At 73.3% G+C, this 24876-nt stretch carries 27 protein-coding genes and 1 pseudogene; 15 read left to right on the forward strand and 13 right to left on the reverse strand.

The window, feature by feature from the left end:
• Window positions 1-180 precede the first annotated feature (180 nt).
• The 5 genes from AB0G14_RS24115 to AB0G14_RS24135 all read left to right on the forward strand — a co-directional run bounded on the left by AB0G14_RS24115 (window position 181) and on the right by AB0G14_RS24135 (window position 3830).
• Complete coding sequence (locus tag AB0G14_RS24115; RefSeq protein ID WP_357700937.1) at window positions 181-429, forward strand: SDR family NAD(P)-dependent oxidoreductase; 249 nt, start codon at window positions 181-183, stop codon at window positions 427-429.
• Between the two features lie 74 nt (window positions 430-503).
• Window positions 504-2183, forward strand: a complete 1680-nt coding sequence (locus tag AB0G14_RS24120) for a serine hydrolase (RefSeq protein ID WP_357700939.1) — start codon at window positions 504-506, stop codon at window positions 2181-2183.
• Between the two features lie 151 nt (window positions 2184-2334).
• A complete protein-coding gene (locus AB0G14_RS24125; RefSeq protein WP_357700941.1) occupies window positions 2335-3237 on the forward strand; it encodes a pentapeptide repeat-containing protein in 903 nt (300 codons plus the stop codon).
• Window positions 3238-3316: 79 nt separating this feature from the next.
• A complete protein-coding gene (locus tag AB0G14_RS24130) occupies window positions 3317-3553 on the forward strand; it encodes a preprotein translocase YidC (RefSeq protein ID WP_357700943.1) in 237 nt (78 codons plus the stop codon).
• Between the two features lie 49 nt (window positions 3554-3602).
• The gene (locus tag AB0G14_RS24135; RefSeq protein WP_357700945.1) at window positions 3603-3830 is read left to right on the forward strand and encodes a hypothetical protein; all 228 of its coding nucleotides are present in this window, start codon (window positions 3603-3605) and stop codon (window positions 3828-3830) included.
• Between the two features lie 30 nt (window positions 3831-3860).
• Here the strand turns inward: AB0G14_RS24135 and rnhA are convergent, their stop codons facing one another.
• Window positions 3861-4340: a ribonuclease HI gene (gene rnhA / locus AB0G14_RS24140; protein WP_357700947.1), complete on the reverse strand. Its 480-nt coding sequence runs from the start codon at window positions 4338-4340 to the stop codon at window positions 3861-3863.
• 131 nt (window positions 4341-4471) lie between these two features.
• The gene (locus AB0G14_RS24145; RefSeq protein WP_357700949.1) at window positions 4472-5722 is read right to left on the reverse strand and encodes a lycopene cyclase family protein; all 1251 of its coding nucleotides are present in this window, start codon (window positions 5720-5722) and stop codon (window positions 4472-4474) included.
• 154 nt (window positions 5723-5876) lie between these two features.
• Here AB0G14_RS24145 and AB0G14_RS24150 point away from each other — a divergent pair, with 154 nt between their 5' ends.
• Both AB0G14_RS24150 and AB0G14_RS24155 read left to right on the forward strand, forming a co-directional pair.
• Window positions 5877-6986, forward strand: coding sequence for a hypothetical protein (locus AB0G14_RS24150; protein WP_357700951.1), 1110 nt, complete (start codon window positions 5877-5879; stop codon window positions 6984-6986).
• A gap of 44 nt (window positions 6987-7030) precedes the next feature.
• A complete protein-coding gene (locus tag AB0G14_RS24155) occupies window positions 7031-7855 on the forward strand; it encodes an inositol monophosphatase family protein (protein WP_357700953.1) in 825 nt (274 codons plus the stop codon).
• 36 nt (window positions 7856-7891) lie between these two features.
• Here the strand turns inward: AB0G14_RS24155 and AB0G14_RS24160 are convergent, their stop codons facing one another.
• Window positions 7892-8428 (reverse strand): GNAT family N-acetyltransferase, encoded by a 537-nt coding sequence (locus AB0G14_RS24160; RefSeq protein WP_357700955.1) that lies wholly within the window; start codon window positions 8426-8428, stop codon window positions 7892-7894.
• A 181-nt stretch (window positions 8429-8609) separates the two neighbouring features.
• Here AB0G14_RS24160 and AB0G14_RS24165 point away from each other — a divergent pair, with 181 nt between their 5' ends.
• The 5 genes from AB0G14_RS24165 (at window position 8610) to AB0G14_RS24185 (ending at window position 13125) form a co-directional block, all read left to right on the forward strand.
• Window positions 8610-8984: a hypothetical protein gene (locus tag AB0G14_RS24165; RefSeq protein WP_357700957.1), complete on the forward strand. Its 375-nt coding sequence runs from the start codon at window positions 8610-8612 to the stop codon at window positions 8982-8984.
• A 466-nt stretch (window positions 8985-9450) separates the two neighbouring features.
• Complete coding sequence (locus tag AB0G14_RS24170; protein ID WP_357700959.1) at window positions 9451-9939, forward strand: hypothetical protein; 489 nt, start codon at window positions 9451-9453, stop codon at window positions 9937-9939.
• 91 nt (window positions 9940-10030) lie between these two features.
• The gene (locus AB0G14_RS24175; RefSeq protein WP_357700961.1) at window positions 10031-10651 is read left to right on the forward strand and encodes a class F sortase; all 621 of its coding nucleotides are present in this window, start codon (window positions 10031-10033) and stop codon (window positions 10649-10651) included.
• A gap of 63 nt (window positions 10652-10714) precedes the next feature.
• Window positions 10715-11818: a magnesium and cobalt transport protein CorA gene (locus tag AB0G14_RS24180; RefSeq protein WP_357700963.1), complete on the forward strand. Its 1104-nt coding sequence runs from the start codon at window positions 10715-10717 to the stop codon at window positions 11816-11818.
• Between the two features lie 422 nt (window positions 11819-12240).
• Window positions 12241-13125: an STM4015 family protein gene (locus AB0G14_RS24185; protein ID WP_357700965.1), complete on the forward strand. Its 885-nt coding sequence runs from the start codon at window positions 12241-12243 to the stop codon at window positions 13123-13125.
• A 182-nt stretch (window positions 13126-13307) separates the two neighbouring features.
• Here AB0G14_RS24185 and AB0G14_RS24190 read toward each other — a convergent pair whose 3' ends face one another.
• On the reverse strand, window positions 13308-13745 hold the full coding sequence (locus tag AB0G14_RS24190; protein WP_357700967.1) for a hypothetical protein: 438 nt from the start codon (window positions 13743-13745) through the stop codon (window positions 13308-13310).
• Between the two features lie 178 nt (window positions 13746-13923).
• Between AB0G14_RS24190 and AB0G14_RS24195 the strand changes: the two genes are divergently transcribed.
• Window positions 13924-14340: a YchJ family protein gene (locus AB0G14_RS24195; protein WP_357700969.1), complete on the forward strand. Its 417-nt coding sequence runs from the start codon at window positions 13924-13926 to the stop codon at window positions 14338-14340.
• A gap of 99 nt (window positions 14341-14439) precedes the next feature.
• Here AB0G14_RS24195 and AB0G14_RS24200 read toward each other — a convergent pair whose 3' ends face one another.
• The 8 genes from AB0G14_RS24200 to AB0G14_RS24235 form a co-directional block, all read right to left on the reverse strand.
• On the reverse strand, window positions 14440-14997 hold the full coding sequence (locus tag AB0G14_RS24200) for a gluconokinase (RefSeq protein WP_357700971.1): 558 nt from the start codon (window positions 14995-14997) through the stop codon (window positions 14440-14442).
• On the reverse strand, window positions 14987-16216 hold the full coding sequence (gene manD, locus AB0G14_RS24205) for a D-mannonate dehydratase ManD (protein ID WP_350708225.1): 1230 nt from the start codon (window positions 16214-16216) through the stop codon (window positions 14987-14989). The genes AB0G14_RS24200 and manD overlap by 11 nt, the downstream gene beginning before the upstream one ends.
• Before the next feature lie 33 nt (window positions 16217-16249).
• Complete coding sequence (locus AB0G14_RS24210) at window positions 16250-17203, reverse strand: sugar kinase (RefSeq protein ID WP_357700974.1); 954 nt, start codon at window positions 17201-17203, stop codon at window positions 16250-16252.
• The gene (locus tag AB0G14_RS24215) at window positions 17200-17838 is read right to left on the reverse strand and encodes a bifunctional 4-hydroxy-2-oxoglutarate aldolase/2-dehydro-3-deoxy-phosphogluconate aldolase (RefSeq protein WP_357700976.1); all 639 of its coding nucleotides are present in this window, start codon (window positions 17836-17838) and stop codon (window positions 17200-17202) included. Before AB0G14_RS24215 ends, AB0G14_RS24210 begins: the two co-directional genes overlap by 4 nt.
• Window positions 17839-17842: 4 nt before the next feature.
• Window positions 17843-18991: a galactonate dehydratase gene (gene dgoD / locus AB0G14_RS24220; RefSeq protein WP_357461346.1), complete on the reverse strand. Its 1149-nt coding sequence runs from the start codon at window positions 18989-18991 to the stop codon at window positions 17843-17845.
• 7 nt (window positions 18992-18998) lie between these two features.
• Window positions 18999-19814 carry a carbohydrate ABC transporter permease gene (locus AB0G14_RS24225; RefSeq protein WP_357700978.1) on the reverse strand — a complete coding sequence of 272 codons (816 nt, stop codon included), beginning with the start codon at window positions 19812-19814 and terminating at the stop codon, window positions 18999-19001.
• Window positions 19811-20761 carry a sugar ABC transporter permease gene (locus AB0G14_RS24230; RefSeq protein ID WP_357700980.1) on the reverse strand — a complete coding sequence of 317 codons (951 nt, stop codon included), beginning with the start codon at window positions 20759-20761 and terminating at the stop codon, window positions 19811-19813. Before AB0G14_RS24230 ends, AB0G14_RS24225 begins: the two co-directional genes overlap by 4 nt.
• An 81-nt stretch (window positions 20762-20842) precedes the next feature.
• Complete coding sequence (locus AB0G14_RS24235) at window positions 20843-22129, reverse strand: sugar ABC transporter substrate-binding protein (RefSeq protein WP_357700982.1); 1287 nt, start codon at window positions 22127-22129, stop codon at window positions 20843-20845.
• A gap of 142 nt (window positions 22130-22271) precedes the next feature.
• Between AB0G14_RS24235 and AB0G14_RS24240 the strand changes: the two genes are divergently transcribed.
• Window positions 22272-23033, forward strand: a complete 762-nt coding sequence (locus AB0G14_RS24240) for an FCD domain-containing protein (protein WP_357700984.1) — start codon at window positions 22272-22274, stop codon at window positions 23031-23033.
• A 211-nt stretch (window positions 23034-23244) separates the two neighbouring features.
• Window positions 23245-23979, forward strand: coding sequence for a hypothetical protein (locus AB0G14_RS24245; protein WP_357700986.1), 735 nt, complete (start codon window positions 23245-23247; stop codon window positions 23977-23979).
• Between the two features lie 121 nt (window positions 23980-24100).
• Here the strand turns inward: AB0G14_RS24245 and AB0G14_RS24250 are convergent.
• Window positions 24101-24757, reverse strand: a pseudogene (locus tag AB0G14_RS24250) (MFS transporter); the annotation flags it as partial.
• Window positions 24758-24876 lie beyond the last annotated feature (119 nt).

Consider the following 24876-nt stretch of genomic DNA (forward strand, 5'->3'; position numbering starts at 1 on the left):
GTGGAGAATGGCAGAGCACATCGACGTGGGCAATCCCCCGCATGGACCGGGATCAACGTATGGTTGCATCCGCATGGAACGGGCAGTGCGGCACCATGCCAGCGCGTCACGAGAACTACCCGAAAATCGCCGTCGTCACCGGCGCCGACTCCGGCATCGGCAAGGCCTGCGCCGTCGCGGATGAAGGCAGTGGGGTTGGGCGGCCGGATCGTCAACATCACCAGCGTGCACGAGCACGCGCCCCGGGTCGGCTCGGCGGCGTACTGCGCGGCCAAGGGCGGACCGGGGCTGCTGACGAAGGTGATGGCGCAGAAGCTCGCCGCGGACAGGATCACCGTCAACGCGGTCGCCCCGGGCGAGATCGCCACCCCGATGACCGGCCAGGAGGACGTCGACTCGTTCACGCGGGAACGGCCCGGGGTGACGTGACGTCGACCGGACTGTCCAATCTCGAGTCCTCTTGTAGGGTCTCCCCAGCTAGATCAACTACACGGGGAGATGTCGTGCGGACAGTCAGCAGGAGGACGTTCGGAAAGCTCGTCGGCGCGGCCGGCGCCGGTGCCGCCGGTGCCGGCACGCTGCTCCACGGGCCGGCGCGGGCGGCGGACGGGTGGGTCGCCACCGGCACCGCGGTTGCCGGACTGAGCAGCTTCGACGACGCCATGAAGTCGTTCATGCAGGCGCGCGGTGTCAGCGCCGGGCAGCTCGCGGTGGCGTACAACGGCCGGCTCGTGCTGGCCCGGGGCTACGGCAACAACTCGGCGGAGACGATCCAGCCGACGTCACTGTTCCGCATCGCGAGCCTCAGCAAGTCGCTCACCGCGGCGGCGGTGCTCCGGCTGGCGCAGGACGGCCTGGTCGGCCTCGACGACCCGGTGACCTCGGTGCTGGACTTCATCCCGCCGACCGGGCAGTCCGTCGACCCGAGGCTGCCGCAGGTGACCCTGCGGCGGCTGCTGCAGCACCTCGGCGGCTGGGACCGGGACCTCACCTTCGATCCCCTGCACGGCCGGGACCACGTCATCGCGCAGGCGCTGGGCGTGCCGCTGGAGCTGCGCAAGGAGGACGTCCTGCGCTACATGGCCGGCCAGCCGCTGCAACACAACCCGGGCAGCACCGTGGCGTACAGCAACTACGGCTACTTCCTCGCCGGCCGCGTCGTCGAGAAGGTCACCGGCCTGTCCTACGAGGCGTACGTCAAGCAGAAGCTCCTCGCGCCGTTGGGCATCACTCGGATGGCGCACGGGAAGGCCCTGACGCGGCTCGCCGGCGAGGTCGGCTACCGGTCGCAGTACACCGGGCGCACCGTGCTGGACGACTCGGGCACCATCGTGCCGGCCCCGTACGGCACCTTCAGCATGAGCCTGCGCGACGCCAACGGCGGGTGGGTCGCCTCGGCGGTGGACATGGTCCGCTGGGCCACCATGCTCGACGGGGCCGGTGGCGTGCTCGACGGCGCCTCGCTGGCCAAGGTCACCGCGGTGCCTTCGACCGGCGTGAACGGCAACGGCTGGTACTACGGCCTCGGCTGGGCCGTGCGCCCCTTCGCCACCAGCGGCGGGACGAAGTACAACATCTGGCACACCGGCAGCCTGGCCGGCACCTACACCCTGCTGGTCAAGAGCTACCAGGGCATGAGCTGGGCGGCGCTGTTCAACCAGCGCGACGATCCCTCCGGCCTCAACTACGGCGACATCGACGGCGCGCTGTGGGCCGCCTCCCGCCAGGTGACCAGCTGGCCGACGCACAACCTCTGGTCGACGTACTTCAGCCCGTGGAGCACGGTGGTGGACAACACCACGGCCGGGCGCTTCACCGCCAGCAGCAACTGGGCCGTCTCGTCCAGCCTCACCGGCCGGTACGGCACCAGCTACCGTCGGGCCGTCCCGGTCGCCGCCAGCGACGTCGCCTGGTACAAGGTCGACGTCCCCGAGACCGGCACCTACCGGGTCGACGTCTGGTACCCGGCGTCCACCGGCAACAGCGCCGCCACCCCCTACATCGTGGCCACCTCGACGGGCAACAAGACGGTGCACGTCGACCAGCGGAACAACGGCGGGAAGTGGTCCTCGCTGGGCACCTTCACCCTCGCCCGGGGCGACGGCAACAAGGTGGGTGTGAGCCGGTGGACCTCGGGCACCGGCTACGTGGTCGCGGACGCCGTACGCGTCACCCGGGTCTGAGCGTTTCGTGGCGGGGCGGGCGGGGCCCGACGCGCGCTCTGCGCTGGTGGCCCGGCCCGCCGGGCGGGCCACCAGCGCCGCGCGGGACAATGGGAGGTCCGCCCGCGTCCCGGCGAGCGGAAGGGTCACGATCGGCAGGAGAACGGTCAGCGTGTCGGAAACACCCCGGTCGTCATCGTCGGCGGCGGACGACCTGCGCGCCGACTGCGCCCGGTGCTTCGGGCTCTGCTGCGTCGCGCCCGCCTTCTCCGCGTCGGCCGACTTCGCCATCGACAAGCCGGCCGGGCGCCCCTGCCCGAACCTGGGGTCCGACTCGCGCTGCGGCATCCACGCCGACCTGCGCGAGCGGGGCTTTTCCGGCTGCACCGTCTTCGACTGCTTCGGCGCCGGGCAGCGGGTGGCCCAGCACACCTTCGGCGGCCGGGACTGGCGCGACGCGCCGGAGACCGCGGCGAGCATGTTCGACACGTTCGCGGTGATGCGGCCGCTGCACGAGCTGCTCTGGTACCTGACCGAGGCGCTCGCGCTGCGCCCGCCGCAGCCGCTGCGCGACGAGCTCGCCGGCGCGCTCGCCGAGACCGAGCGGCTGACCCGGGAGCCCCCCGGGACGCTGCGGGCGCTCGACGTGGACGCGTACCGGGGGCGGGTCAACCCGCTGCTGTCGCGCGCCGGGGACGCGGCCCGGTCGCGGGGCGGCCGGGCGGGTGCGGACCGGCGGGGCGCCCAACTGTTCGGCGTCGACCTGCGCCGGGTCGACCTGCGGCGGGCGAACCTGCGCGGGGCGCTGCTGATCGGGGCCGACCTGCGCGGCGTCGACCTCGGCCTGGCCGACCTGACCGGCGCCGACCTGCGCGGGGCGGACCTGCGCGGCGCGGACCTGTCCGGCAGCCTGTTCCTGCACCAGTCGCAGCTCGACGCGGCCCGGGGCGACCAGCGCACCGCACTGCCGCCCGGCCGGAGGCGCCCCGGGCACTGGTCACCGCTGGCGCTCACCCCGGTGCGCCGCGCGCCGCGCGCCCCCGGGCGACCCGGCCGTCCCACCCGGCGGCGCTGACCCCACTCCCGCCGACGTTTCACCCCGTCGGCGCCGGGTAGCCGGGACCGAACGGCACGGCGGCGACGGGGAGGCAGCGGTGGGGTATCGGGCACGCGACGGCGAGCTGCCGGTCGACCCGGCGCACGCCGAGGACGGGGCCGACCAGCCCCGGCTGGTCCAGGTCGAGGCGGACACCGACGTCCCGGCGCCGGACGACACGACGGCGAAGCCCGACCTGGTCACCGAGGACGACGGGTCCGGCGTGGCGGGCGGCGCGTCGGGCAGTTCCAGCGGTGGGTCCGGCATGCCGGGTCACCCGGACGCGGCGCGTTGAGCCCGGGACCGGACGTTTGCGATCACCCCACGGGGGCAGGAGGGGCGGCATGACCGAACAGAACCGTACCGACCGGGCCGCCACCGACGAGCCGGACGGCGCGACGGCCATGCAGGCGTCGCTGCGTCCGCCGGGTGAGTCCCTGCACACCACCGACGACACCGGCGACGACTTCGCGGACCTGCCGGCCGAGGACCGGCGCTCGGCCCGGGAGGTCAGCCGCGCCGGCTACGACGTGGCCGACGTCTCCGGCACCGGCGACCCGAACCGCGAGTAGCGTCCGCGACGCCGGCCGCCGGCCGACCGGTCAGCGGCCGGCCGGGACCGCGGCGGCGCGGGCCTCGGTCATGCCGCGGTTGGCCAGCGCGTCGGCGCGCTCGTTCTCCGGGTGGCCGTTGTGCCCCTTCACCCACAGCCAGGTGACCCGGTGCCGGGCGCACGCGGCCTCCAGCCGCTGCCACAGGTCGGCGTTCTTGACCGGTTGCTTCGCGGCGGTCCGCCAGCCGTTGCGCTTCCACGAGGCGAGCCAGCTGGTGATGCCGTTGCGCACGTACGTGCTGTCGGTGTGCAGCTCGACGGTGACCGGCCGGGTCAGGCTCTCCAGGGCCTGGATGGCGGCCATCAGCTCCATCCGGTTGTTGGTGGTCGGGGTCGCCTCGCCGCCGCAGAGCTCCCGCTCGTGCGCGCCGTAGCGCAGCACCACGCCCCACCCGCCGGGACCGGGGTTGCCGCTGCACGCCCCGTCGGTCCAGATCTGCACGACCCTGCCGGCCGTCTCGTCCGCCATGTCGGCAACCTACCGAATCCCGACCGGCTCTCCCGCCGTCGGGGCAGCCGACCCGGCGCCGCGGCTGTCGGTCCACAGACGGGAGGGCCGGTCCGGCTGCGACGCCTACCAGGGCAACCGCACGCCCGCCGTCAGCCGTCGACGTCGGTCCGGCCGCCGAGCACCGGCGGCGGGACCGTCCACGTCGCCGACCGGCGAGCCGGGCCGAGGCGGTCCCGGAGCCGGGCGCCGACGTCGCCGGCAGCGGCGGCGACCATCGGCAGCAGCCGGGTGGAGCTCATCACCGCCAGTTCCTCCGCCGGGGTGGTGGCGCCGTCGAGGAACCGCAGTACGCGCCCGGCCGGGTTGCGGTCGAAGAGCCGGGCGAAGAACTCCGGCCCGCCGACGCCGCCGGCGTCCAGGGCCCGGAGCGCGACCGAGTCCATCCAGCGGTGACGGCGGGGGTACGCGGGCCCGGGTACCGGCGGCCGGCCGGCGGCGAGGGCAGCGGCGACCTGCTCGGCCTGGCGGCGCATGGCGGAGAAGGTGAAGCCGGTGGAGGGCCGGGTGGCGCCGCCCGCCGTGCCGAGGCGGACCACCCGGGGCGAGGGCCGGGCGTCGAACGGGCCGTCGGTCATGGGAATCACGCCGTTCTCCACCTCCCGCACCCGCAGCCGCGCCGGGTCGAGGCCGAGCAGGTCGCGGTAGCCGGCCAGCGCGGCGTCGTACCCGGCGTCGCTGAGCAGGTCGGGTGAGAACTCCGTGTACTCCACCAGGGCGTACCGGTCGCTGACCGGCAGGACGTAACCGAACGACACGCCCCGGGCGGGCTGCGGGGTGCGGAAGTCCATCAGGACGGCCCGGGTCGGGTCGAAGACCGGCGCCTCCGACTCCAGCCACCAGCCCCGGAAGTGCTGGAGCCAGTTGGTGCGGCCGGGCCGGCGGGGCGGCCGGGGCCGGGAGTCCAGCACCCAGGACGCGCGGAGCGCCGGCCGGCCCCCGCCGACGTGCACCGTGACGTGCCCGCCGTCGTCGTGCAGGGTGTCGACGGGCGCGACGATCCGCCGTATGTCGAGCCGCCGCTCGGCCTCGGCAGCCCGGTCGTAGACCGGGCCCGAGCGCAGCATGGCGTACCGCAGCGGGGCGAGATCCAGGACGCGGCGGCCGGCGGGCGTCGCGACCTCGACCTGTTGCCAGCTCGCGGCCAGCATCGGGTCCAGGTCGTTGCCGGGGTGGTCCCAGAACGCCCAGGTGCGGTCCTGGCCGCGCCGGTGGACCGGGTCGACGACGGCGACCCGCAGGTCACGCACACCGTGCCGGTCCAGGGCGGCGAGCACCAGCGACGCGGCACCGCCCCCGCCGACCAGGGCCAGGTCGACGTCCGGCGGTGCGGAGGTGGTCACGCCGACCACGCTGCCACACCTTTCCCGACGACCGGCCACCGGCCGGCCGGGCCGGCGGTCGCGGGCACCGTCGGGCGCCGGACGGCGGTAGGGTGCCGGCGGTCGCCCCGCCGGGCGACGGGCACCGTCGCCACCACCGGAGGGTCCGCACCGCATGAGCACCACGGCCGCCAACGCGCTCACCGCCCGCTGGGCGTCCAGGCTGGACGGGGAGCAGACCGTCCTGTCCGGCGCGGGCGTATACCCGCTGCTGGCGCTGCTCGCCCCCTACGCCGCCGGGCCGGCCCGCGACGAGCTGCTCGCGGTCGCCCCCGACCCGGCCCGGTTCGACCTGGACCGCTCCCCCACCACCCGGCTCGCGCTCGCCACCTGGGCGCGGCGGGACCTGCGGCTGACCGACCGGTGGCTGCGGGAGGTGCCGGCGGCCATGCGCGGGGAGTTGACCGGCGACGAGGCGCAGGACCAGCGGGCCCTCGACGAGTGGGCCGCCACCCACACCGACGGTCTGGTCCCCCGGATGCCGGTGCCGGTCACCCCGGACACCGCGATGGTCCTGGCCAGCGCGCTGTCGCTGCTGACCGAGTGGGCCGAGCCGTTCCGGGACGCCTGGTGCGAGCCGGCCGGCGGGCCGTGGCGGGGCCGCCGGCTCGCCGGGCTGGGCCGGTTGAGCCACGACCTCGACGCGCTCCGGGTCGCCGACACCGCCGCCGGCCCGCTGAGCCTGCTGACCGTGCGCGGCACAGAGGACGTCGACGTGGTGCTCGCCCTGGGCGCGCCCGGGCGTACGGCGGCGGAGGTGCTGCCCGCCGCGATCGGCGGCCTCGGCGCGCCGTCCGCGCTGCCCGTCGCCGCCGGCCCCGGGGTCACCGAACAGGTCGTGGACGCGTACGACGACCGGCCGGAGCTGTCCGTCTCCACGGTCGGCTTCACCGTCTCCGCCGACCACGACCTGCTGAAGCGGCCGGCGACGTTCGGCCTGGCGACCGCGACCGGGGACGGCGACCACTTCCCCGGCATCGCCCGGCTGCTGTCCGTCTCGCAGGCGCGGCAGAGCGCGACGGCCACCTTCAGCGCGACGGGCTTCCGCGCCGCCGTGGTCACCGCCCTCTCCATGCGGGCGGGTTCCGCCCCGCCGCGACTCACCGCACGCAGGCGGCGGGTGCGCCTCGACGTCGACCGCCCCTTCGGGTTCCTCGCCGTGCACCGGTTCACCGGGCTGGTGCTGCTCGCCGGCTGGGTGACCGATCCCGCCGGGCGGGACTGAGGCGCGCTCGCCGACGCCGGCGGGCGCTGGTCTACCGTGCAGCCATGGCGCACACCGACCCCGATCTGGCCATCGCCGCGGCGGAGGCCGGCGCGGCCGTCGTACGGGCCCGCTACGGCGGCACGTTGGACCGGTTCGACAAGGGCCCCGGCGACTTCGCCACCGCGGCCGACCTGGAGTCGGAGCAGGCCATCCTCGACGTCCTGCGCGGTGCGCGGCCGGACGACGCCGTACTGGGGGAAGAGAGCGGGCACAGCGGCTCCCGCTCGGCGGCCCGGACCTGGCTGGTCGATCCGCTCTGCGGCACGCTGAACTACGCGGCGCGGACCCCGCTCGCCGCGGTGAACGTGGCGTTGCGCGTCGACGCGGAGATCACCGCCGCGGCGGCCGCCGACCCGCTCGCCGGGGAGCTGTTCTGGGTCGGGAACGGCCGCGCCCACGTGCGCCGCGACGGCGTCGACGAGGCCCTGGTGCCGGCGGCCCGGTCGCGGCTGGTGGACGTCGACCTCGACCCGCCGTTCCCGAACGCCCCCGTGTTCGACGCGCTGCGGCTGCTCGCCGATCCGGAGTTCGCCGCGCGGTTCCGTCCCCGGGTGCTCTCCACGACGCTGGCCCTGGCGTGGGTGGCCGCCGGGCGGCGGGCCGCGTACGTCACCGACCGGGACGTCCGGGACAGCGTGCACTTCGCCAGCGGCATCGCCCTGTGCCAGGCCGCGGGGTGCGTGGTGACCGGCCTGCGGGGGCAGCCCCTGCACACCGGCGTCGGCGGGCTGCTCGTCGCGGCGGACGCGGAGACGCACGCCGCCCTGCTGGCCCTGGTCGACCGGCAGTTCCGCGCGGCACAGGAGTGGACGGCTGTCCTGCCCTGACCGGCACGCCGGCCGACCGGACGGCGCGTCAGGTGATCAGCGGTCCCCCGCCCCGGTGCGGTAGACGACCAGCCGGCGCAGCGGGCCGGACTCGACGTCCGGGTCGTCGAAGTCGTCGGCCGGGTCGGTGGTCATGCCGAGGCGGCGCATGACCGCCTGGGAGCGTCCGTTCGTCGCGGTGGTGATCGCCAGGATCTCCGGCAGCCCGACGGTGTCGAAGCCGTACCGCAGGACGGCCCGGGCCGCCTCGGTGGCGTAGCCGTGGCCCCAGGCGGAGCGGGCGAGCCGCCACCCGGCCTCCACCCCGCTGACCGGGAGCCCGTCGTCGACGCGGTCCAGGCCGGCGAAGCCGATGAACCGGCCACCGTCGCGGACCTCGACGGCCCAGAAGCCGTAGCCGAGCGTGTCGATGGCGGCCTGGAACGACCGCGCCGAGGCGGCGGCCTGCTCGGCGCTGAGCAGCGGGCCGAGGTGCTCGCGCACCTCGGGGTCGGCGTTCATCGCCGCCCACGGGGCGAGGTCGGAATCCCGCCAGCTCCGCAGCAGCAGTCGTTCGGTCCTGATCTCCGTCACCGGGCGACTCTATCGGCCCCGCCGAGACCGGGCACACGGGATTCGCGGGACACCGCTGGCGCTCGGCGCCTCGACAGCGGATGAACCACCAATGGCACGCAGCCATTGACAATAATTAGTTACATATGTCACCTTAAATGCGTACTGCCACGGGGGCGGTACGCACGGGAAGGTCTATTACATGTTGAAGAGAGTCGTCGCCTCAGCTGCGATTGTCGCCTCATCGTTGGTCGCCGGCGCACTCGCGGTTCCGGTGGCCGCCCAGGCCAGCACTCGTTACGGGTGCACCTATCCGCGCGTGTGCTTCTACCTCACCCCTGGGGACTGGACGGCGCAGCGGCCGACTGCGGCGTACCAGGACGTTACCAGCACCTGGCAGACACTCGGCTCGTCAAGCCGTGGCTCCGCCTACGCTTTCAACTCTCGCAACGACGACGTCGCCTACTTCCACTTCACCAACGGAAGGCAGGTATGCCTCCGCCCGGACAGTCCGCTCTACCTGTCCCAGTACGGCACCGTTGACAAGATCCGGATTTCCAGTTCGTCAACCTGTTAGCCCTTTTCTGGACGGCCACCCGGCCGGTAGGCCGGAAACGCGAAAGTGCCTTCCGAGCTGGCACGACGAGATTTCTCGAGGTCTCATCTGCCTGTTCCGGAGGGCACTTTTCCGTGCGGGTCGAACACCTCACCACCGGCCCGGTGCGCACAGGGCGAGGGCGGCGGCGCGGACGAGACCGGCCAGCCCTGCGCATCGTCCCCGCAACGGGCCGAGACCGACCCAGCCCCGACAGCCCGGCACTGACGGCATCGACCCCGGCCAACCCTCGCGGGCGGGCCGTGCCGGCATTTCCGCTGCTCCCTCCGCCTCCGGGGTGGACACGTGACGGCAACGAGGATTTCTCATTTTCACCGGATCGGGGGTCCAACCCTCCTAGGGTTGGTCACACCGGTGCTAGTCACGGAGTTGGCCACCCGAACGACGTCCCACGCAGTCAGCGGACGAAAAGTGAGGGAAGACGCGTATGAAGGTCACAACAGTTCTCGTATCGGCGGCGGTCGGCGTGGGCCTCAGCACGCTCCTGCTCCCGGGCGCCGCGCTGGCCGACACCGTCGTGTCACCTGCCACCACTCCGGTAGGCGGGACGGTCGTGCTCACCGCGACGACGTGCAACCCCAGGTCCGGCGACGCGATCTTCCACGTCACCGGTCCCGACCGCGACCAGAACGTCCGGTCCACCACGGCGGCGGCCGGCGGCGGTCTGAGCGCGGAACTCTTCACCGCCGGGTTCACCCTGGGCACCTACACGGTGACCGCGACCTGCGGCGACGGCAGCGCGGCCGGCAGTGCGACGTTCACCGTCACCCCGATCGGCGGCGCCCAGGCCGGCGGCCGCGACGGCACCGACGGGGCCGGCGCGCTCGCCGCCGGTGGCGTCCTGCTCGGCTCCGCCGCCGGCGGCGCCCTGATCCTGGCCCGCCGCCGACGTCACATGGCCGGCGCCGCGCTCTGACCGACGGCCGAGCCGTCCATCCCTGCGACGGGTGCCCGCACCGGTGAACGCCGGAGCGGGCACCCGGACGAACCCGTACGGAGGTGGGAACGTGTCCTGGCGCAGGCCCGGGTGGGCGGTCGCGGTCGTCGCCCTGCTCGGCACCACCGGGCTCGCCCTGGTCACCGCCGGACTGGCGACGACCCCGCCGCGCCCGCCCCGGCCCGGGGTCGCCGACGCGCCGCCCGGGGCCCGCGCCGCGCCGTCGGTGCCGCCGCTGGGCCGGGCCGAACCGGTGGACGTGCGGATCCCGGCCATCGACGTACGGGCCCCGATCGTCCCGGTGGGCGCCGACGCCGCCGGGCGCCTGGAGGTGCCGCCGCTGGACCGGCCCACCCTCGCCGGCTGGTACCGGCACGGAGTCAGCCCCGGCGAGACCGGCAACGCGGTGATCGTCGGGCACGTGGACTCCGCCGCCGGGCCGGCCGTCTTCTTCGACCTCGGCCAGCTCCGGGCCGGCGACACGGTGCGGATCACCCGCGCCGACGCCAGCGTCGCGACGTTCGCCGTCGACGGTGTCGCGTCGTACCCGAAGGACCGCTTCCCCACCGACCTGGTCTACGGCCCGAGCGGGGCGGCCGGCCTGCGCCTGGTCACCTGCGGAGGCCGGTTCGACCGGCGCGTCGGCAGTTACGTCGACAACGTCGTCGTCTTCGCCACCCGGGTGCCGTGACTCAGGATTCGCCGGGCCCGAGTACGGTGTCCGCGCGGATGCCGGCGACGCGGAGGTGGACGGGTGGCGCAGCGGGTGAGGGAGCGGCTGCGGTTGTCGGCCATGTTCGACCGGCTGCTCGGCCGGCCGGTCCCCGGGCAGCGCGAGCGGGAGCCGCGACGGTCCAACCCGGACGCCGTGGTGGACTGCGCCGTCTACGTCGACGGACGGCGCGAGCCGGGTCGCCCGCACTACGCCGACGCGTACGCCCGCTGTCGCCGCAGCCGCGGCGCCTTCGTCTGGTTGGGTCTGCACGAGCCGGACCCGGCGGTGATGGCGGCGGTCGGCCGCACGTTCGGGCTGGACGACCTGACGGTCGAGCAGGCGCTCGCCGACGGCCACCGTCCCACGGTGCGGCGCGACGGCGGGGTGACCCTGCTGGTGCTGCGCACCGCCGGGTACGTGGAGCACGCCGAGCTGACCGACACCTCGGAGGTGATCGACACCGGCGACGTGATGGTGCTGCTCGGCGACCGCTTCGTCATCACCGTGCGGCACGGCGCCGCGGGCGCGCTCACCCCGGTCCGCGCCGACATCGAGCGCCGCCCGGCAGTGCTCGCCGAGGGCCCCTGGGCGGTGGCGTACGCGGTCTGCGGCCGGATGGTCGACCTCTACCTGGAGGTCGCCGGGCACGTGGAGCGGGACCTGGAACGGGTCGAGGAGACGGTCTTCGCGCGCGACCGGTCCGCCGACATCCAGCACATCTACCAGCTCAAGCGGGAGATCGTGGAGTTCAAGCGGGCGGTGCAGCCGTTGCAGGCGCCACTGCGGTCGCTGCTCGACGAGCGCCCCGACAACCCGCCGCGCGGCCTGCGCCGCCGGTTCGTCGACGTGGACGCCCGGCTGACCCGGGCGGTGGACCGGGTCGCCGCCTACGACGACCTGCTCAACTCGATCCTGCAGTCCCGGTTGGCGCAGCTCGCGGTGGACCAGAACAACGACATGCGCAAGATCGCCGCCTGGGCCGCCATCGCCGCCACCCAGACCGGGATCGCCGGGATCTACGGCATGAACTTCGCCACGATGCCCGAGCTGAACTGGCGCTACGGCTACCCGGCCGCGCTGGGCCTGATGGCACTGGTCGCGGTCACCCTGCACCGCCTCTTCCGCCGCTCCGGCTGGCTCTGACCGGAGGTCGCCACCCGCCCGGTCAGGCCGAGCCGGAGGTCCTCCGGCCCCGCGAGTTGGCCTGACCGTCGGCCGCTACCCTCGCCCAGATGATGTGGCAGCGGTACGTGGCGGCTGTGGAGCGACGACCGGCCGCACGCCAACAGCGCCGGCCACGAACGGATCGCCGCCGCGCTCGCGCACACCGTCGGGCTGCCGGAAACCGACGACGGTTGGACGCGCCCGCTGGAGACCGCACCGCGCCGTCGGCGCCACGAGGTGCTCCGCGCCGAGCTGGCCTGGACCCGCCGGCACCTGCTGCCCTGACTGGTCCGGCACGGGCGGTCCTCCGGCGACGACCGGGTCGCCAAGCGACCCGTGCCGCTGCCGGTCGAGCTGCCCGAAAGCGATGACCGAGAACACAGCAACTGAGGAGCTGCACCATGCCGGGTGACCTAGACACGTTTCACGGCCTACCGGTCGTCGACTTCACCAGTGACGGTGACCTGCAGGAAGCAGCGTCGGTGGCCTGGCGCGTGAGTGGTGGCGGGTGCGACAGCGACCAGAGCTTCGCGGAGACGTGGCAGCAGTTCCTCCAGGCGGTCGACCTCGCCGAGGTACGAGCCCTGGTGTTCGGCGGCTGGGCGGACGCATACGAGTTCGACCCCGCGCCCATTCTCGACCTGGCCGTCGCCGCAGCGGACCGACTGACCGGCCTGCGAGCCTTTTACTTCGGAGACATCTCCTACGAGGAATGCGACATCTCGTGGATCCGACAGACCGATGTCACCCCCCTGCTGAGCGCCTACCCTCTGCTGGAGCGGTTCGAAGCGCGCGGCGGGCCAGGCATGGCCGTCTCACCGCTGCGCCACACTTCGCTGCAGTACCTGGAGTTCGAGAGCGCCGGCCTTCCGGCCCGGGTGGCGCGCGGACTCTGCGCCTCCGAGTTGCCCGCGTTGAAAAGACTGGAGCTGTGGCTCGGCGTCCGGGATTGGGGAGGCGACACCACCGTTGCCGACCTGGCGGCGCTGCTCTCCGGCGAACGCTTCCCTGCGCTGCGTCACCTGGGACTGCTCAACAGCACGCTGCAGGACGAGATTGCCGCGGCGGTCGCCGAGGCTCCCGTCGTGGCGCAGTTGCGGTCCCTGGCCCTGTCCATGGGCGCCCTGTCGGACACGGGCGCCGCGGCGCTTCTCGACGGCCGGTCGCTCACTCACCTGAGGTGGCTCGACCTCCAGCATCACTACCTCAGCGCGGCCATGATGCGCCGGCTGCGGGATGCCCTGGAGCCTTCCGGGGTCGGTCGAAATCGACCTCAGCGACGGTAGGGAGGACCCGGGCGACAGCAAGTGGCGCTACGTCGCGCTCTCCAGATGACATGTCGGCGGTCGTCATGGCGAGGGTTCCAGTCCTTCGACGCTCGGGGAAAGGTCCCTGCGAGCCTGACCGACCGATCGGCCCACCGGCAGGGCCGATCTCCGTCGCGCCGACTGGTCCGATCCGGCCCGCGTCACGCGCCCGCGCGTACCGTCCGGCCGGCCGGACGCCCGGCACCTGCCGGCGTTTGACCGCCGGGGCCGGGGGAAGACGGTGCGCCCAGGGCCGATTCCCGAGGAGCGACGATGGCGGACGCAGGACGGGCCAGGAAGGCCACCGGGGCGCGCAAGGCCCCGATGAAGCGGACGGCGGCGGCGAAGAAGGTGGCGACGGCCACGAAACGGGCCACCGGAACGACTGCGGCCAAGGCCCCGGGTGAGAAGCCGACGTCGACGACGCCCCGGGTGGCCCGGAAGAAGGCCACCTCCGCCACGGCGACCCCCGCCCGCGCCCGGAAGGCGCCGGCCACGAGCGCGCCGGCGAAGAAGGCGCCCGCGAAGAAGACGGCGAAGGCCGCCGCGACCCGTGCGGGCGCGCCCGCGAAGGCACCGGCCCGCAAGGCGACGACCATGGAGTCCTTCGGCAACCGGCGGACAGCCCGGACGAGCGGCCGCTGACCCGGCCCGCACGACGGGTGCTCCGGCGGCGGACCGGCGGTGGACCGCACCGTCGGCGTACGGCGCCGGGTCGGACGCCCGCGTGCCGGGTCCGGACGCCGGTCGCGGCGGACCGTCGGCCAGAATGGGCCCGTGGCGACCAGACCCCGCCGGAGCGCGGCCGAGGACCCCGACCGGACCTGCCCGTGCGGGTCCGCCCAGCCGTACGCGCAGTGCTGCGGGCGACTGCACCGGGGCGAGGCCGACGCGGCGACCGCCGAGGCGCTGATGCGCTCGCGGTACAGCGCCTTCGCCGTCGGCGACACCGCGTACCTGCTGCGCAGCTGGCACTCCTCGACCCGGCCGCGCCGGATCGACCTGGAACCGGGCCAGCGCTGGACGGGGCTGGAGATCGTCGACGCCGACCGGGGCGGGCTTCTCGACGCCACGGGCGTCGTCGAGTTCCGCGCCCACTACCGCGCCGGCGGCCGGCCGGGGACGCAGACCGAGCGCAGCCGGTTCGTCCGCGAGGACGGGCGCTGGGTCTACCTCGACGCGCTGCCGGGGTGACGCCCGGTCTGGGGTTCCGGGCTGCCCGGCCGGCGCAGGGATCAGCGGGGCAAGGGTGACGCCCGGTCGCGGGGCCGGGGCGCCGCGACCGGGCCGTGGCTACCCGCCGGCGGGGACGCCGGTGTGCAGGCCGAGGCCGTCGACCGCCGCCGAGACGAGTTCGTCCGGTGTCAGCGAGACGTCGAGCACCAGCACCGACTCGTCCGGGTGGGGCTGCTCCAGGGTCGCCAACTGCGACTCCAGCAGGCTCGCCGGCATGTAGTGCCCGGCACGCCGGGCCATCCGTTCCCGGATCACCTCGGCCGGCCCGTCCAGGTGGACGAACTCGACGCTCGGCGGCCCCTGACGCAGCACGTCGCGGTAGGAGCGCTTCAGCGCCGAGCAGGCCAGCACCGTCGACACGCCCTCGGCGGAGCGGGCCGCCATCCACCCGGCCAGGTCGCGCAGCCAGGGCAGCCGCGCGGCGTCGTCCAGCGGCACGCCGGCCCGCATCTGCGCCACGTTGGCCGGCGAGTGGAACTCGTCCGCCTCGGCGAAGGCCAGGCCGGTACGGTCGCTGATGCCCCGGGCAACGGTCGTCTTGCCGGCCCCGGACACCCCCATCACGACCACGTGCCGGGTCGCGGCCGGGCCGCTCCGGCGGCTCTCACCAGTCATGGACGGTTCCGTCCTTGAGCCGGTTGAACGGCAGGTAGGCCGGCACGTACGGGAACTTCGCGGCGGCTTCCTCGTCGAGTTCCACACCGAGCCCCGGCTGCTCGCCGGGGTGCAGGTAGCCGTCGGTGAAGGTGAACGACTGCCGGAAGACCTCGTTGGTGAGCGGCCCGTGCTGCATGTACTCCTGGATGCCGAAGTTGTGGATGGCGAGGTCCAGGTGCAGCGCCGCGGCCATGCCGACCGGCGAGATGTCGGTCGGGCCGTGGATGCCGGACTTGATCTGGTACTGGGCGGCGAAGTCGAGCAGCTTGCGCATGGCCGTGATGCCGCCGGTGTGGGTGACGGCGGAGCGCACGTAGTCGATCAGTTGCTCGCGGATGAGCGTCTGGTAGTCCCACACCGTGTTGAAGATCTCGCCGATGGCCAGCGGGGTGGTGGTGTGGTGGCGGACCAGGCGCAGCGCCTCCTGGTTCTCCGCCGGGGTGCAGTCCTCCAGCCAGAACAGGTCGTACGGCTCCAGGGCCTTGCCCAGCTTGGCGGCCTGGATCGGGGTCATCCGGTGGTGGCCGTCGTGCAGCAGCGGCAGCTCCGGGCCGAACTCGTTGCGGACCGCCTCGAAGACGCCGGGCAGGTGGCGCAGGTAGGCGCGGGTGTCCCAGTCCTCCTCGGCGGGCAGCGGGGTGCGCTGCGCCGGCTCGTAGTCGTACCGCTTGCCGTCGGCGCTGGGCTGGGCGGCGACGCCGTACACGGCGTTGATGCCCGGCACGGAGGTCTGCACGCGGATCGACCGGAAGCCGAGCTCCAGGTGCCGGCGGATCGAGTCGAACAGCTCCGGGATGTCGCGGCCGGAGGCGTGACCGTAGGCCATGATGCCGGTTCGGGAGGCCCCGCCCAGCAGCTGGTACAGCGGCATGCCGGCGGCCTTGGCCTTGATGTCCCACAGCGCCACGTCCACTGCCGCGATGGCTGCCATGGTGACCGGCCCGCGCCGCCAGTACGCCGAGCGGTACAGGAACTGCCAGGTGTCCTCGATGCGGTGCGGGTCGCGGCCGATCAGCAGCGGGACGACGTGGTCGCGCAGGTACGAGGCGACCGACAGTTCGCGGCCGTTGAGGGTGCCGTCGCCCAGGCCGGTGATCCCGTCGTCGGTGGTGATCTTCAGGGTGACGAAGTTGCGGTCGGGGCTGGAGACGATGACGTCAGCGGCGACGATCTTCACGGGATGCCTTTCTTCTTCAGGTGCGCGGGGCGGCTAACGGAGGACGCTGCCCGTCTCGTGGCCGTCGAGAAGGGACAGTTCGGCGCGGCGGGGCAGCCCTTCGCAGTCGCCGCGGCTGGAGACCGCGAAGGCGCCGAGGGTGGCCGCGCGGCGCAGGCGACCGGCCAGGTCGAGCCCGTCGAACCAGCCGGACAGGTAGCCCGCGGTGAACGCGTCCCCGGCGCCGACAGGGTCGACGGAGGTCACGGTCAGCGCCCCGACGTGCTGGACGCCGTCCGGGGTGTGCGCCCGGGCCCCGTCGGCGCCCAGCTTGACCAGGACGGTGTCCACGCCCCGCCCGAACAGGTCCGCCACGACCTCGGACTCGTCGGCCCCCGGGTCGCCGACGAGGTCGAGCTCGTCGGCGGAGGCGATGACGATCGAGGCGTACGCCGCCAGCGGGGTGAGCACCTCGCGGGCGGCGTCCCGGGACCAGAGGCGGGCGCGGTAGTTGACGTCGAGGCAGACGGGGATGCCCGCCTCGGCGGCGGCCTCGGCGGCCCAGCGGGTGGCCGCGCGGGCGGTGTCGGACAGCGCCGGGGTGATCCCGGTCAGGTGCAGCATTCCGGCGCCGGCGGCCAGCGGCGCCCGCAGGTCCTCGGCACGCAGCGCCGACCCGGCCGATCCGGCCCGGTGGTACTGCACCCGGGTCAGGTCGGCGGTGCGCTGCTCCAGGAACATCAGGCCGGTCGGCCGGTCCGGATCGCGGGTCACGCCGTCGACGCCGACGCCCTCGGCGCGCAGCTGCCGCAGCGTGTACTCGCCGAACTCGTCGGTGCTCACCCGGCCGGCCCAGGCGGCCCGGTGGCCCAGCCGGGCCACCCCCACCGCCACGTTGGACTCGGCGCCGGCCAGGTGCATGGTCAGCGGTCCGCCGGCGGCGAGCGGGCCGGCGGAGCGCAGCGACACCATGGTCTCGCCGAAGGTGAGCAGGTCGGGTGCGGTCATGACGCGGCCGGCTCCCGCACGGCGGCGAGGTAGGTGCGGGCCCGCGTCCGCAGCGCGTCCAGGTCACCGCCGGAGGCGGCGTCGCCGACCAGCGGCCCGCCGACGCCGACCGCGATCGCGCCGGCCTTCAGGTAGCCGGGCACGTCGGCCAGGCCCACGCCGCCGACCGCGACGAACGGGATGTCCGGGAAGGGGTCGCGCACCGCCCTGAGGTACGCCGGGCCCCCGACGGACACCGGGAACAGCTTGATCGCCGACGCCCCCATCCGCATGGCGGTGTACGCCTCGGTCGGGGTGAACGCGCCGGCGGCGACCGGGATGCCCAGGCGGGCCGCCTCGGGGATCGACTCGACCACGGCCGGCGTCACCACGAACTGGGCGCCCGCGGCGGCCACGTCGGCCACGTCGGCGGCGGTGAGCACGGTGCCGGCGCCGACCAGGGAGCCGGCGGGGGCGACCCCGCGCAGCGCCTCGACGGCCCGCAGAGCGTCCGGCGTGGTGAGGGCCACCTCGACGAGGCGTACGCCCTCCTCCAGCAGGGCGGTGCCGGCGGCGATCGCGCCGGCGGTGTCGGTGCCCCGGATGACCGCGAGGATGCGGGCGTCGGTGAGTTCGGCGGTGAGGTCGAGGGTCATGTGATCACCATTCCGCGTAGGAGCCGTCACGGTGCCGCCACGTGGGGCTGCGCCACGCGTGGCCGCGCTTGTCCGCCGTTCGCACGGCGTGTTCGTCGATCTCGATGCCGAGTCCGGGCGCCGTGAGCCGCTCGACGTACCCGTCGACGAACGTCAGCGGGGTCTTGTCGAGGCAGTAGTCGAGCACCTCGGCGCCGAGGTTGTAGTGGATGCCGATGCTCTGTTCCTGGATCAGGTAGTTCGGCGTGGCGAAGCCGACCTGCAGGCAGGCCGCGAGGGCGATCGGCCCGAGCGGGCAGTGCGGGGCGAGCTGCACGTCGTACACCTCGGCCAGCGCGGCGATCTTGCGGACCTCGGTGATGCCGCCCGCGTGCGAGAGGTCCGGCTGGGCGACCGCGATGCCGGCCTGCAGCACCGGCAGGAACTCCTGCCGGCTGTAGAGGCGCTCCCCCGTCGACACCGGCGTGGTGGTGGAGCGGACGAACTCGCCGATGAGGTGCGAGTTCTCCGGGACCACCGGTTCCTCCAGGAAGAACGGCCGGTACGGCTCGAGCAGCGGGGCGACCCGGCGGGCGGTGGCGAGGGTGAACCGGCCGTGGAAGTCGACCGCCACGTCCCGCTCGTCGCCGAGCACCTCGCGGGCGGCGGCCACCCGCTGGACCACGCCGTCGAGTTCGGCGACCGACGCGACGGGGCTCATCTTGCCGGACGCGTTCATCTTCACCGCGGTCAGGCCGGTCTCGACGGCGGCGGCGATCTGGTCGCGGACCTCGGCGGGCTCGTCGCCGCCGACCCAGCCGTAGACCCGGATCCGGTCCCGGACCGGGCCGCCGAGCAGCTGGTGCACCGGCGCGCCGAAGTGCTTGCCGGCGATGTCCCACAGGGCCTGGTCGAGCCCGGACACGGCGCTGGCCAGGATCGGCCCGCCCCGGTAGAACGAGCCCTTGGTCATGACCTGCCAGTGGTCCTCGATGCGCAGCGCGTCCTGGCCGATGAGCAGTTCGCTGAGCTGCTCGACGGCGGTGCGGACGGTCTCGGAGCGGCCCTCGCAGGTCGCCTCGCCCCAGCCGACGATGCCGGAGGAGGTCTGCACCCGGACGAACAGCCAGCGCGGCGCGACGAGGAAGGTCTCGACCTTTTCGATTGTCGTCATGGCGTCCTCAGCCCTTCGTGGCGCCGGCGGTGAGGCCGGAGACGATGTACTTCTGCACGAACAGGGCGATCACCATGATCGGCACGGTGACCACGGTGGCCGCCGCCATGAGGCCGCCCCAGTCGATGCTGGCGTAGCCGACGAAGTCGAAGATCGCCACGGGGAGCGTCTTGGTGTCGGCGCCGGAGAGCACGAGGGCGAACATGAAGTTGTTCCAGGAGAAGATGAAGGACAGGATCCCCGCGGTGGCGATGCCGGGCACCGACAGCGGCAGGGTGATCCGCCGGAACGCGCCGATGTGGGTCAGCCCGTCGACGAGCGCCGCCTCCTCGAGTTCGCTCGGCAGGCCGTCGAAGTAGCCCATCATGATGTAGACGATCAGCGGCAGCGACACGAACATGTGGCTGAGGATCAGCACGGTGAACCCGCCGACCATCTGCAGGTTCGAGAAGACGTAGTACCAGGGCACCAGCAGCGAGACGCCGGGGATGACCCGGGCCATGAGCACGACGAGCGCGGACTTCTTCATGTTGAAGCGGCTCATCGAGTACGCGGCGGGCACGCCGAGCAGGAGCGACAGCACGGTCGCCGCGAACGCCACCCAGAGGCTGTTGCCGATGAACTGGACGTAGTTCGCCTGCTCCAGCACGGTGCCGTAGTTGTCCAGGGTGGGCGAGAAGGAGAACGCCTTGTCGGTGTCGTAGATGTCGACGTTGGTCTTCAGCGACGCGAGGATCATCCAGAGCAGCGGCGCCATCAGCGAGAACACCACGACGACCAGGGCCACCGCCCGGAAGACCTTGAACGGCCTGCTCGGCTTCATCGGTCCAGCCCCTTCTTGCGGTAGGTCAGGGCCCACATCACCCCGATGATGATCAGGAAGAAGATGATGAGGACCGTCGACGAGACGCCGTAGTCGTTGTAGTCGAAGCTGAGGCCGTAGGCGTAGACGTTGAGGGTCTCCACCTCGTGGAACGACCCGCCGCCGCGCCCCTTGGTGGCGTAGAGGATGTCGAAGGTCTTCAGGGCGTCGATGCCGCGCAGCAGGACCGCGACGATCACGGTGGGCATCAGCAGCGGCAGGGTGACGTGCCGGAACCGCTGCCAGGTGCTGGCGCCGTCGATCAGCGCCGCCTCCTGCGGCTCGTCGGACAGCGACGTCAGGCCGGCGAGCAGGATCAGCACGACCATCGGCGTCCACTGCCAGATGTCGATGAACATCGTCGTGGGCAGGGCGGAGCTCTGCCCGGACAACCAGGGCTGGGGGTCGATCCCGACCCAGCCGAGCACCTGGTTCGCCATGCCGATGTTGGGGTCGAAGATCAGCCGCCACATCATGCCGACCGCAACCGGGGTGGCGACCAGCGGCAGCAGGATCGCGACGCGGACCCACTTCTCACCGCGGAACGGCCGCCACAGCAGCAGGGCGATCGCCATGCCGAGCACGACCTCGAAGAGGAGCACGACGCCGGTGAAGAGGGCGGTGCGCCACACGGCCGGCCAGAAGCGGTCGGTGTCGGTGAGCACGTCGAGGTAGTTCTGGAAGCCGATGAACTCACTCTCGGCGCGTACCGAGCCCTCGGCGTCGGTCAGGCTGAGGTACCCGGTCCAGGCCACCGGGAAGACGATCAGCACGGCGACGAACGCCATGGCGGGTGCCGCGAAGAGCCACTTGCGGTGCTCGTTGGCCCAGCGCGACCAGGCCGAGGTCTCCGGGGACGCCGGACGCGCCTCGGTCGATCTTTTGACTGGTGTGGTGACGGCTGACATGAGGTCTCCGGGTGGGGGGTCAGGGCCAGCGTCCCGACGCGGGGTGGCGGAGCCGGTCGGCTCCGCCACCTACGCTTCGGGCTACTTCGCCTCGTCGTCGAGGAACTTCTGGAACGCCTCGTTGGCCGCGTCCGCCGAGGCGGCCGGGTCCTTGCCGGTGATCGCGTCGACGATCGGCTGGCCGACGATCTCCCGCGCCTGGGCGACCTTCACGACCAGCGGACGGTCGTGGCCCACGCCGTTGGCGGTGCTGACCGTGGTGGCCTCGGCGAGGTCCTTCGGGTAGCTCGCCGAGCCCTCCGGGTTCTCCCAGACGGACGTGCGGGCGCTGGGGACGCCGGCCTTCTGCTGCGCCAGCGCCTGCTCCTTGCCGGCCGCCCACTGGATGAACTTCCAGGCGTTGTCCTGATTCTTGGACGTCTCGTTGACGCCGAGCGCCCACGAGGGGATGTTGTACGGCTTCGAGCCGGCCGGGCCGGCCGGGAAGGCGGCGAACCCGACGGTCTCGGAGACCTTCGACTTGGCCGGGTCGGTGGCGTTCTTGTAGAGCGAGTTGGCCTCGGTGTAGAAGGCCGCCTTGCCCTGGGTGAAGATCGCCATCGCCTCGGACCAGCTCATGTCGGTGCTGATGTTCTCCGGGCCGTGCTCGCGCAGCAGCCCGCCGTAGTAGGCGTACGCCTGCTTGGCCTGGTCGGTGTTGACCGACGCCTTGCCGTTGGCGTCGACGAAGTCGCCGCCGAAGCTGTAGAGGAAGCTGGAGAACTGCGTGACGGCGGCCGCCTTGCCGGTGCGGGACACGAAGCCCGCCACGCCCGGGTTGTCCGCCTCGACCTTGGCCGCCTGCGCCTTGAGCTCGTCGAGGGTCTTCGGCGGGGCCGTGAAGCCGGACTTCTCCAGCAGGTCCTTGCGGTAGTAGAGGACCTCCTGCTCGGTGATGATCGGCACCCCGACCAGCTTGTCCTCGTAGCTGGTGGCCTGCACCGGCCCGGTCTGGAAGTCGCCGAACTCGAACGCGCTGTCCGACTTGGCCTTGTCGGTCAGGTCGGCCAGGTACTTGTTCTTGGCGAACAGCTTCCCCTCCTGCAGGGGCCGGTACATCATCACGTCGATGTCGCTGGACCCGGCGTTCAGCTTGACGTTGTACTGGTCGGAGAGCTGGTCCTCGCCGAGCTGGGTCACCTCGACCTTGAGGCCCGACTGCTTCTCGAACTCCGGCAGCGCCTTCTTGATGTTTTCCGTCCAGACGTGGTTCACCAGCGTCACGCGCACGGTGTCCGAGCCGCCGGCGTCGTCCCCGCCGCCACAGGCGGACAGGCCGAGGGCGACGACCATCGCCAGGGAAGACCCGATAACTGATCGACGTCTCACGTCCATCTCTCCTTATGCCGTGGCCGTGGCCGGGCCCGAGGTGGGGCCGCCACCTCCCTGTTTACATCCGCTTAACGTCGGGATGCTAGGCCGAAAAAGCAGATTTATTCAAGAGGTAGACCCAACTGATATGATCCGCCGTGTGAAACCGTCCTCCCCAGGGGTCGCAGTCGCCCCGGTCGCCCCTGTCGAGGCCGGGCTGCACGCACGCGTCCTCGACCACCTCGGCACGGCCATCTGCGGTGGCGAACTGGCGGCCGGGGCCGTCCTCAACATCGACGACCTGGTCGAGCGGTACGCCGTGTCCCGCTCGGTCGTCCGCGAGGTCCTGCGGGTGCTCGCCTCGATCGGGTTCATCGAGACCCGCCGACGGGTCGGCGTCATGATCCGTCCGACGGACGCCTGGAACGTCTTCGACCCGCAGGTGATCCGCTGGCGGCTCGCCTCGTCCGGCCGCATCACCCAGCTCCGCTCGATCACCGAGCTGCGCACCGCCGTCGAGCCGCACGCCGCCCTGCTCGCGGCCAGCCGGGTCGGTCACGACGAGGCGAGCGACCTCGTCGGGCTCGCGGCGAAGATGTGGGCCGCCGGCAAGGCCGGCGACGAGGAGCGCTTCCTGCGGCTCGACATCGAGTTCCACCGGCGGGTGCTGGTCGCCTCCGGAAACGAGATGTTCGTCCGGCTGCAGGAGCTGGTCGCGGAGGTGCTCACCGGCCGGCACCAGCACCACCTCATGCCCCACCACCCGCACGAGCAGGCCCTCCAACTGCACGCGGAGGTGGCCCAGGCGATCCAGCGGCGCGACGGCGAGCGCGCCCGGCGGGCCATGGTGCAGCTCATGGAGCAGGCCTTCGACGAGATGAGTTCGATCTGGGAGCAGACCGGCGAGACCGCCGGCCCCTGACCGCCGCCCCGACCCCGCCGTCCTCCCGCCCGGCGTATGCTGGTGGCGGCGCCGTCCCGCGCCTCACCTCCCTACCGGTGCTCACGCCACCGGCGTCGCGGAGGCAAAGGGAGCCTCGCGTTCTCGGGATGCCGTGCCACATGCCCTGATCCGGCGCGGTCGACGGGAGCGTGAGTCCCTGCGACCCGCGCCGTCGACGAGGGAGCATGTGATGACGCGTGACAAGTCGTTCAAGACCCGGGTCCGGGCCCGGATGGACAAGACCGGCGAGAGCTACACGACCGCCCGCCGGCAGCTCGTCGCCCGGTCGACCGCCGCCGAGCCCGAGCCCGCAGCCGCGCCGCCCGAGCAGTCGAAGCCCGCGCCGGGCGCGACGTCGTCGGGCACGGCGGTGCAGACCGAGCGGATCTCCGACGCGCTCCTGCGGGAGCGCACCGGCCGCGGCTGGGACGAGTGGTTCGTCCTGCTCGACGCCTGGGACGCCACCGGGCGTACGCACACCGAGATCGCCCGCTGGCTGGTCACCACGCACGAGGTGCCAGGCTGGTGGGCGCAGACCCTCACCGTCGGGTACGAACAGACGCGCGGCCTGCGCGCCCCCGGGCAGCGGCGCGGGGGCGGCTTCTCCGCCACCGGCAGCCGCACGGTGGCCGTCCCGGTGCGGCAGCTCTTCGACGCCTTCGCCGACGACGCGCTGCGCCGCCGGTGGCTGCCCGACGCGGAGGTCCGGGTCCGCACCGCCACCGCGCCCCGGACGTTCCGCGCCGACTGGGGCGACGGGTCGACCCGGCTCGTGGTGGGGTTCGCCGCCGTGGGCGAGACGAAGTCCCGGGTGTCCGTCCAGCACGAGAAACTGACCGGGGCGGAACAGGCGGCCGAGCTGAAGGCGTACTGGCGGGACCGGCTGGCCGCGCTCAAGCACCTCCTGGAAGGCGCGGGCCGATGAGCACGCGTCCGTCGCCGGCACGACCTTTCCGATCCGGCCACCAGCGGTCGGACCGGCACGTCACCGGCTGACGACGGGCCGGCCCGGCGACGGTCACGCCGACCGCCGCCGGGCCCCTCCGTCAGCCGGCGCGACCGGCGGCCACCCGACCCGGCCCGCCTCGGGCCCGCCGGCCGCCGCGCGTCACCAGGAGCAGCGCGACGATCAGGTACGGCACGGCGGCCACCGCGAAGGCGACCCCGTTGCCGGCCCCGGGGGCGAGCAGGCCGTACCCGCCGTAGACGGCGATGATCGTCACGTCGGTGGCCATCCCGGCGAGCGAGGTGACCGTGGCCCGGCTGCCGCCGGCGATCCGGGCCTGCAAGCGGGCGTCGGCGAGCACGGTGGCGAGTTGGAAGCCGCAGAACGCGGTCGCGACCAGCACGAACCCGACGGGCCGGGCGAGCAGCGCCCCGGCGGCCAGGGCCACGCCGGACACCGCCAGCAGCCCGGCGTACCCGCGGGTGGCCAGCCGCTCCCCCGCCGGGGCGAGCAGGCCGCCGGCGCTCACCCCGACCCAGATGAGCAGGAGCAGCAGCGGCACGGTCGCCTCGGCGACGCCGGTGTCCCGCGCCAGCAGCGGCGTGTACTCCTCGAGGGCCCCCCAGACCGCCGCGACCGCCGCGACCAGCAGCACCGCCGCGCGGACGGCCCGGTCGGCGTGCGCCTCGGCGAGCCCGGCGCGCAGGCTCGCCCACCAGCCGAGGTCGCCGTCCTCGTCGTCCGCGTCCCGTCCCGCCTCGGCGGCCCGCCCGGTCCGCTCCTGGGTGGCGGTCGCGGCCGGGCCGGCGGATGCCGTAGAACGCCTCGCTGCCGACGGCGTGCTGGACGATCACGGTGTAGCCGTAGCCGCCGAAC

Origin of the sequence: Micromonospora sp. NPDC023814 (genome assembly GCF_040639595.1) — a bacterium.
GTDB lineage: Bacteria > Actinomycetota > Actinomycetes > Mycobacteriales > Micromonosporaceae > Micromonospora.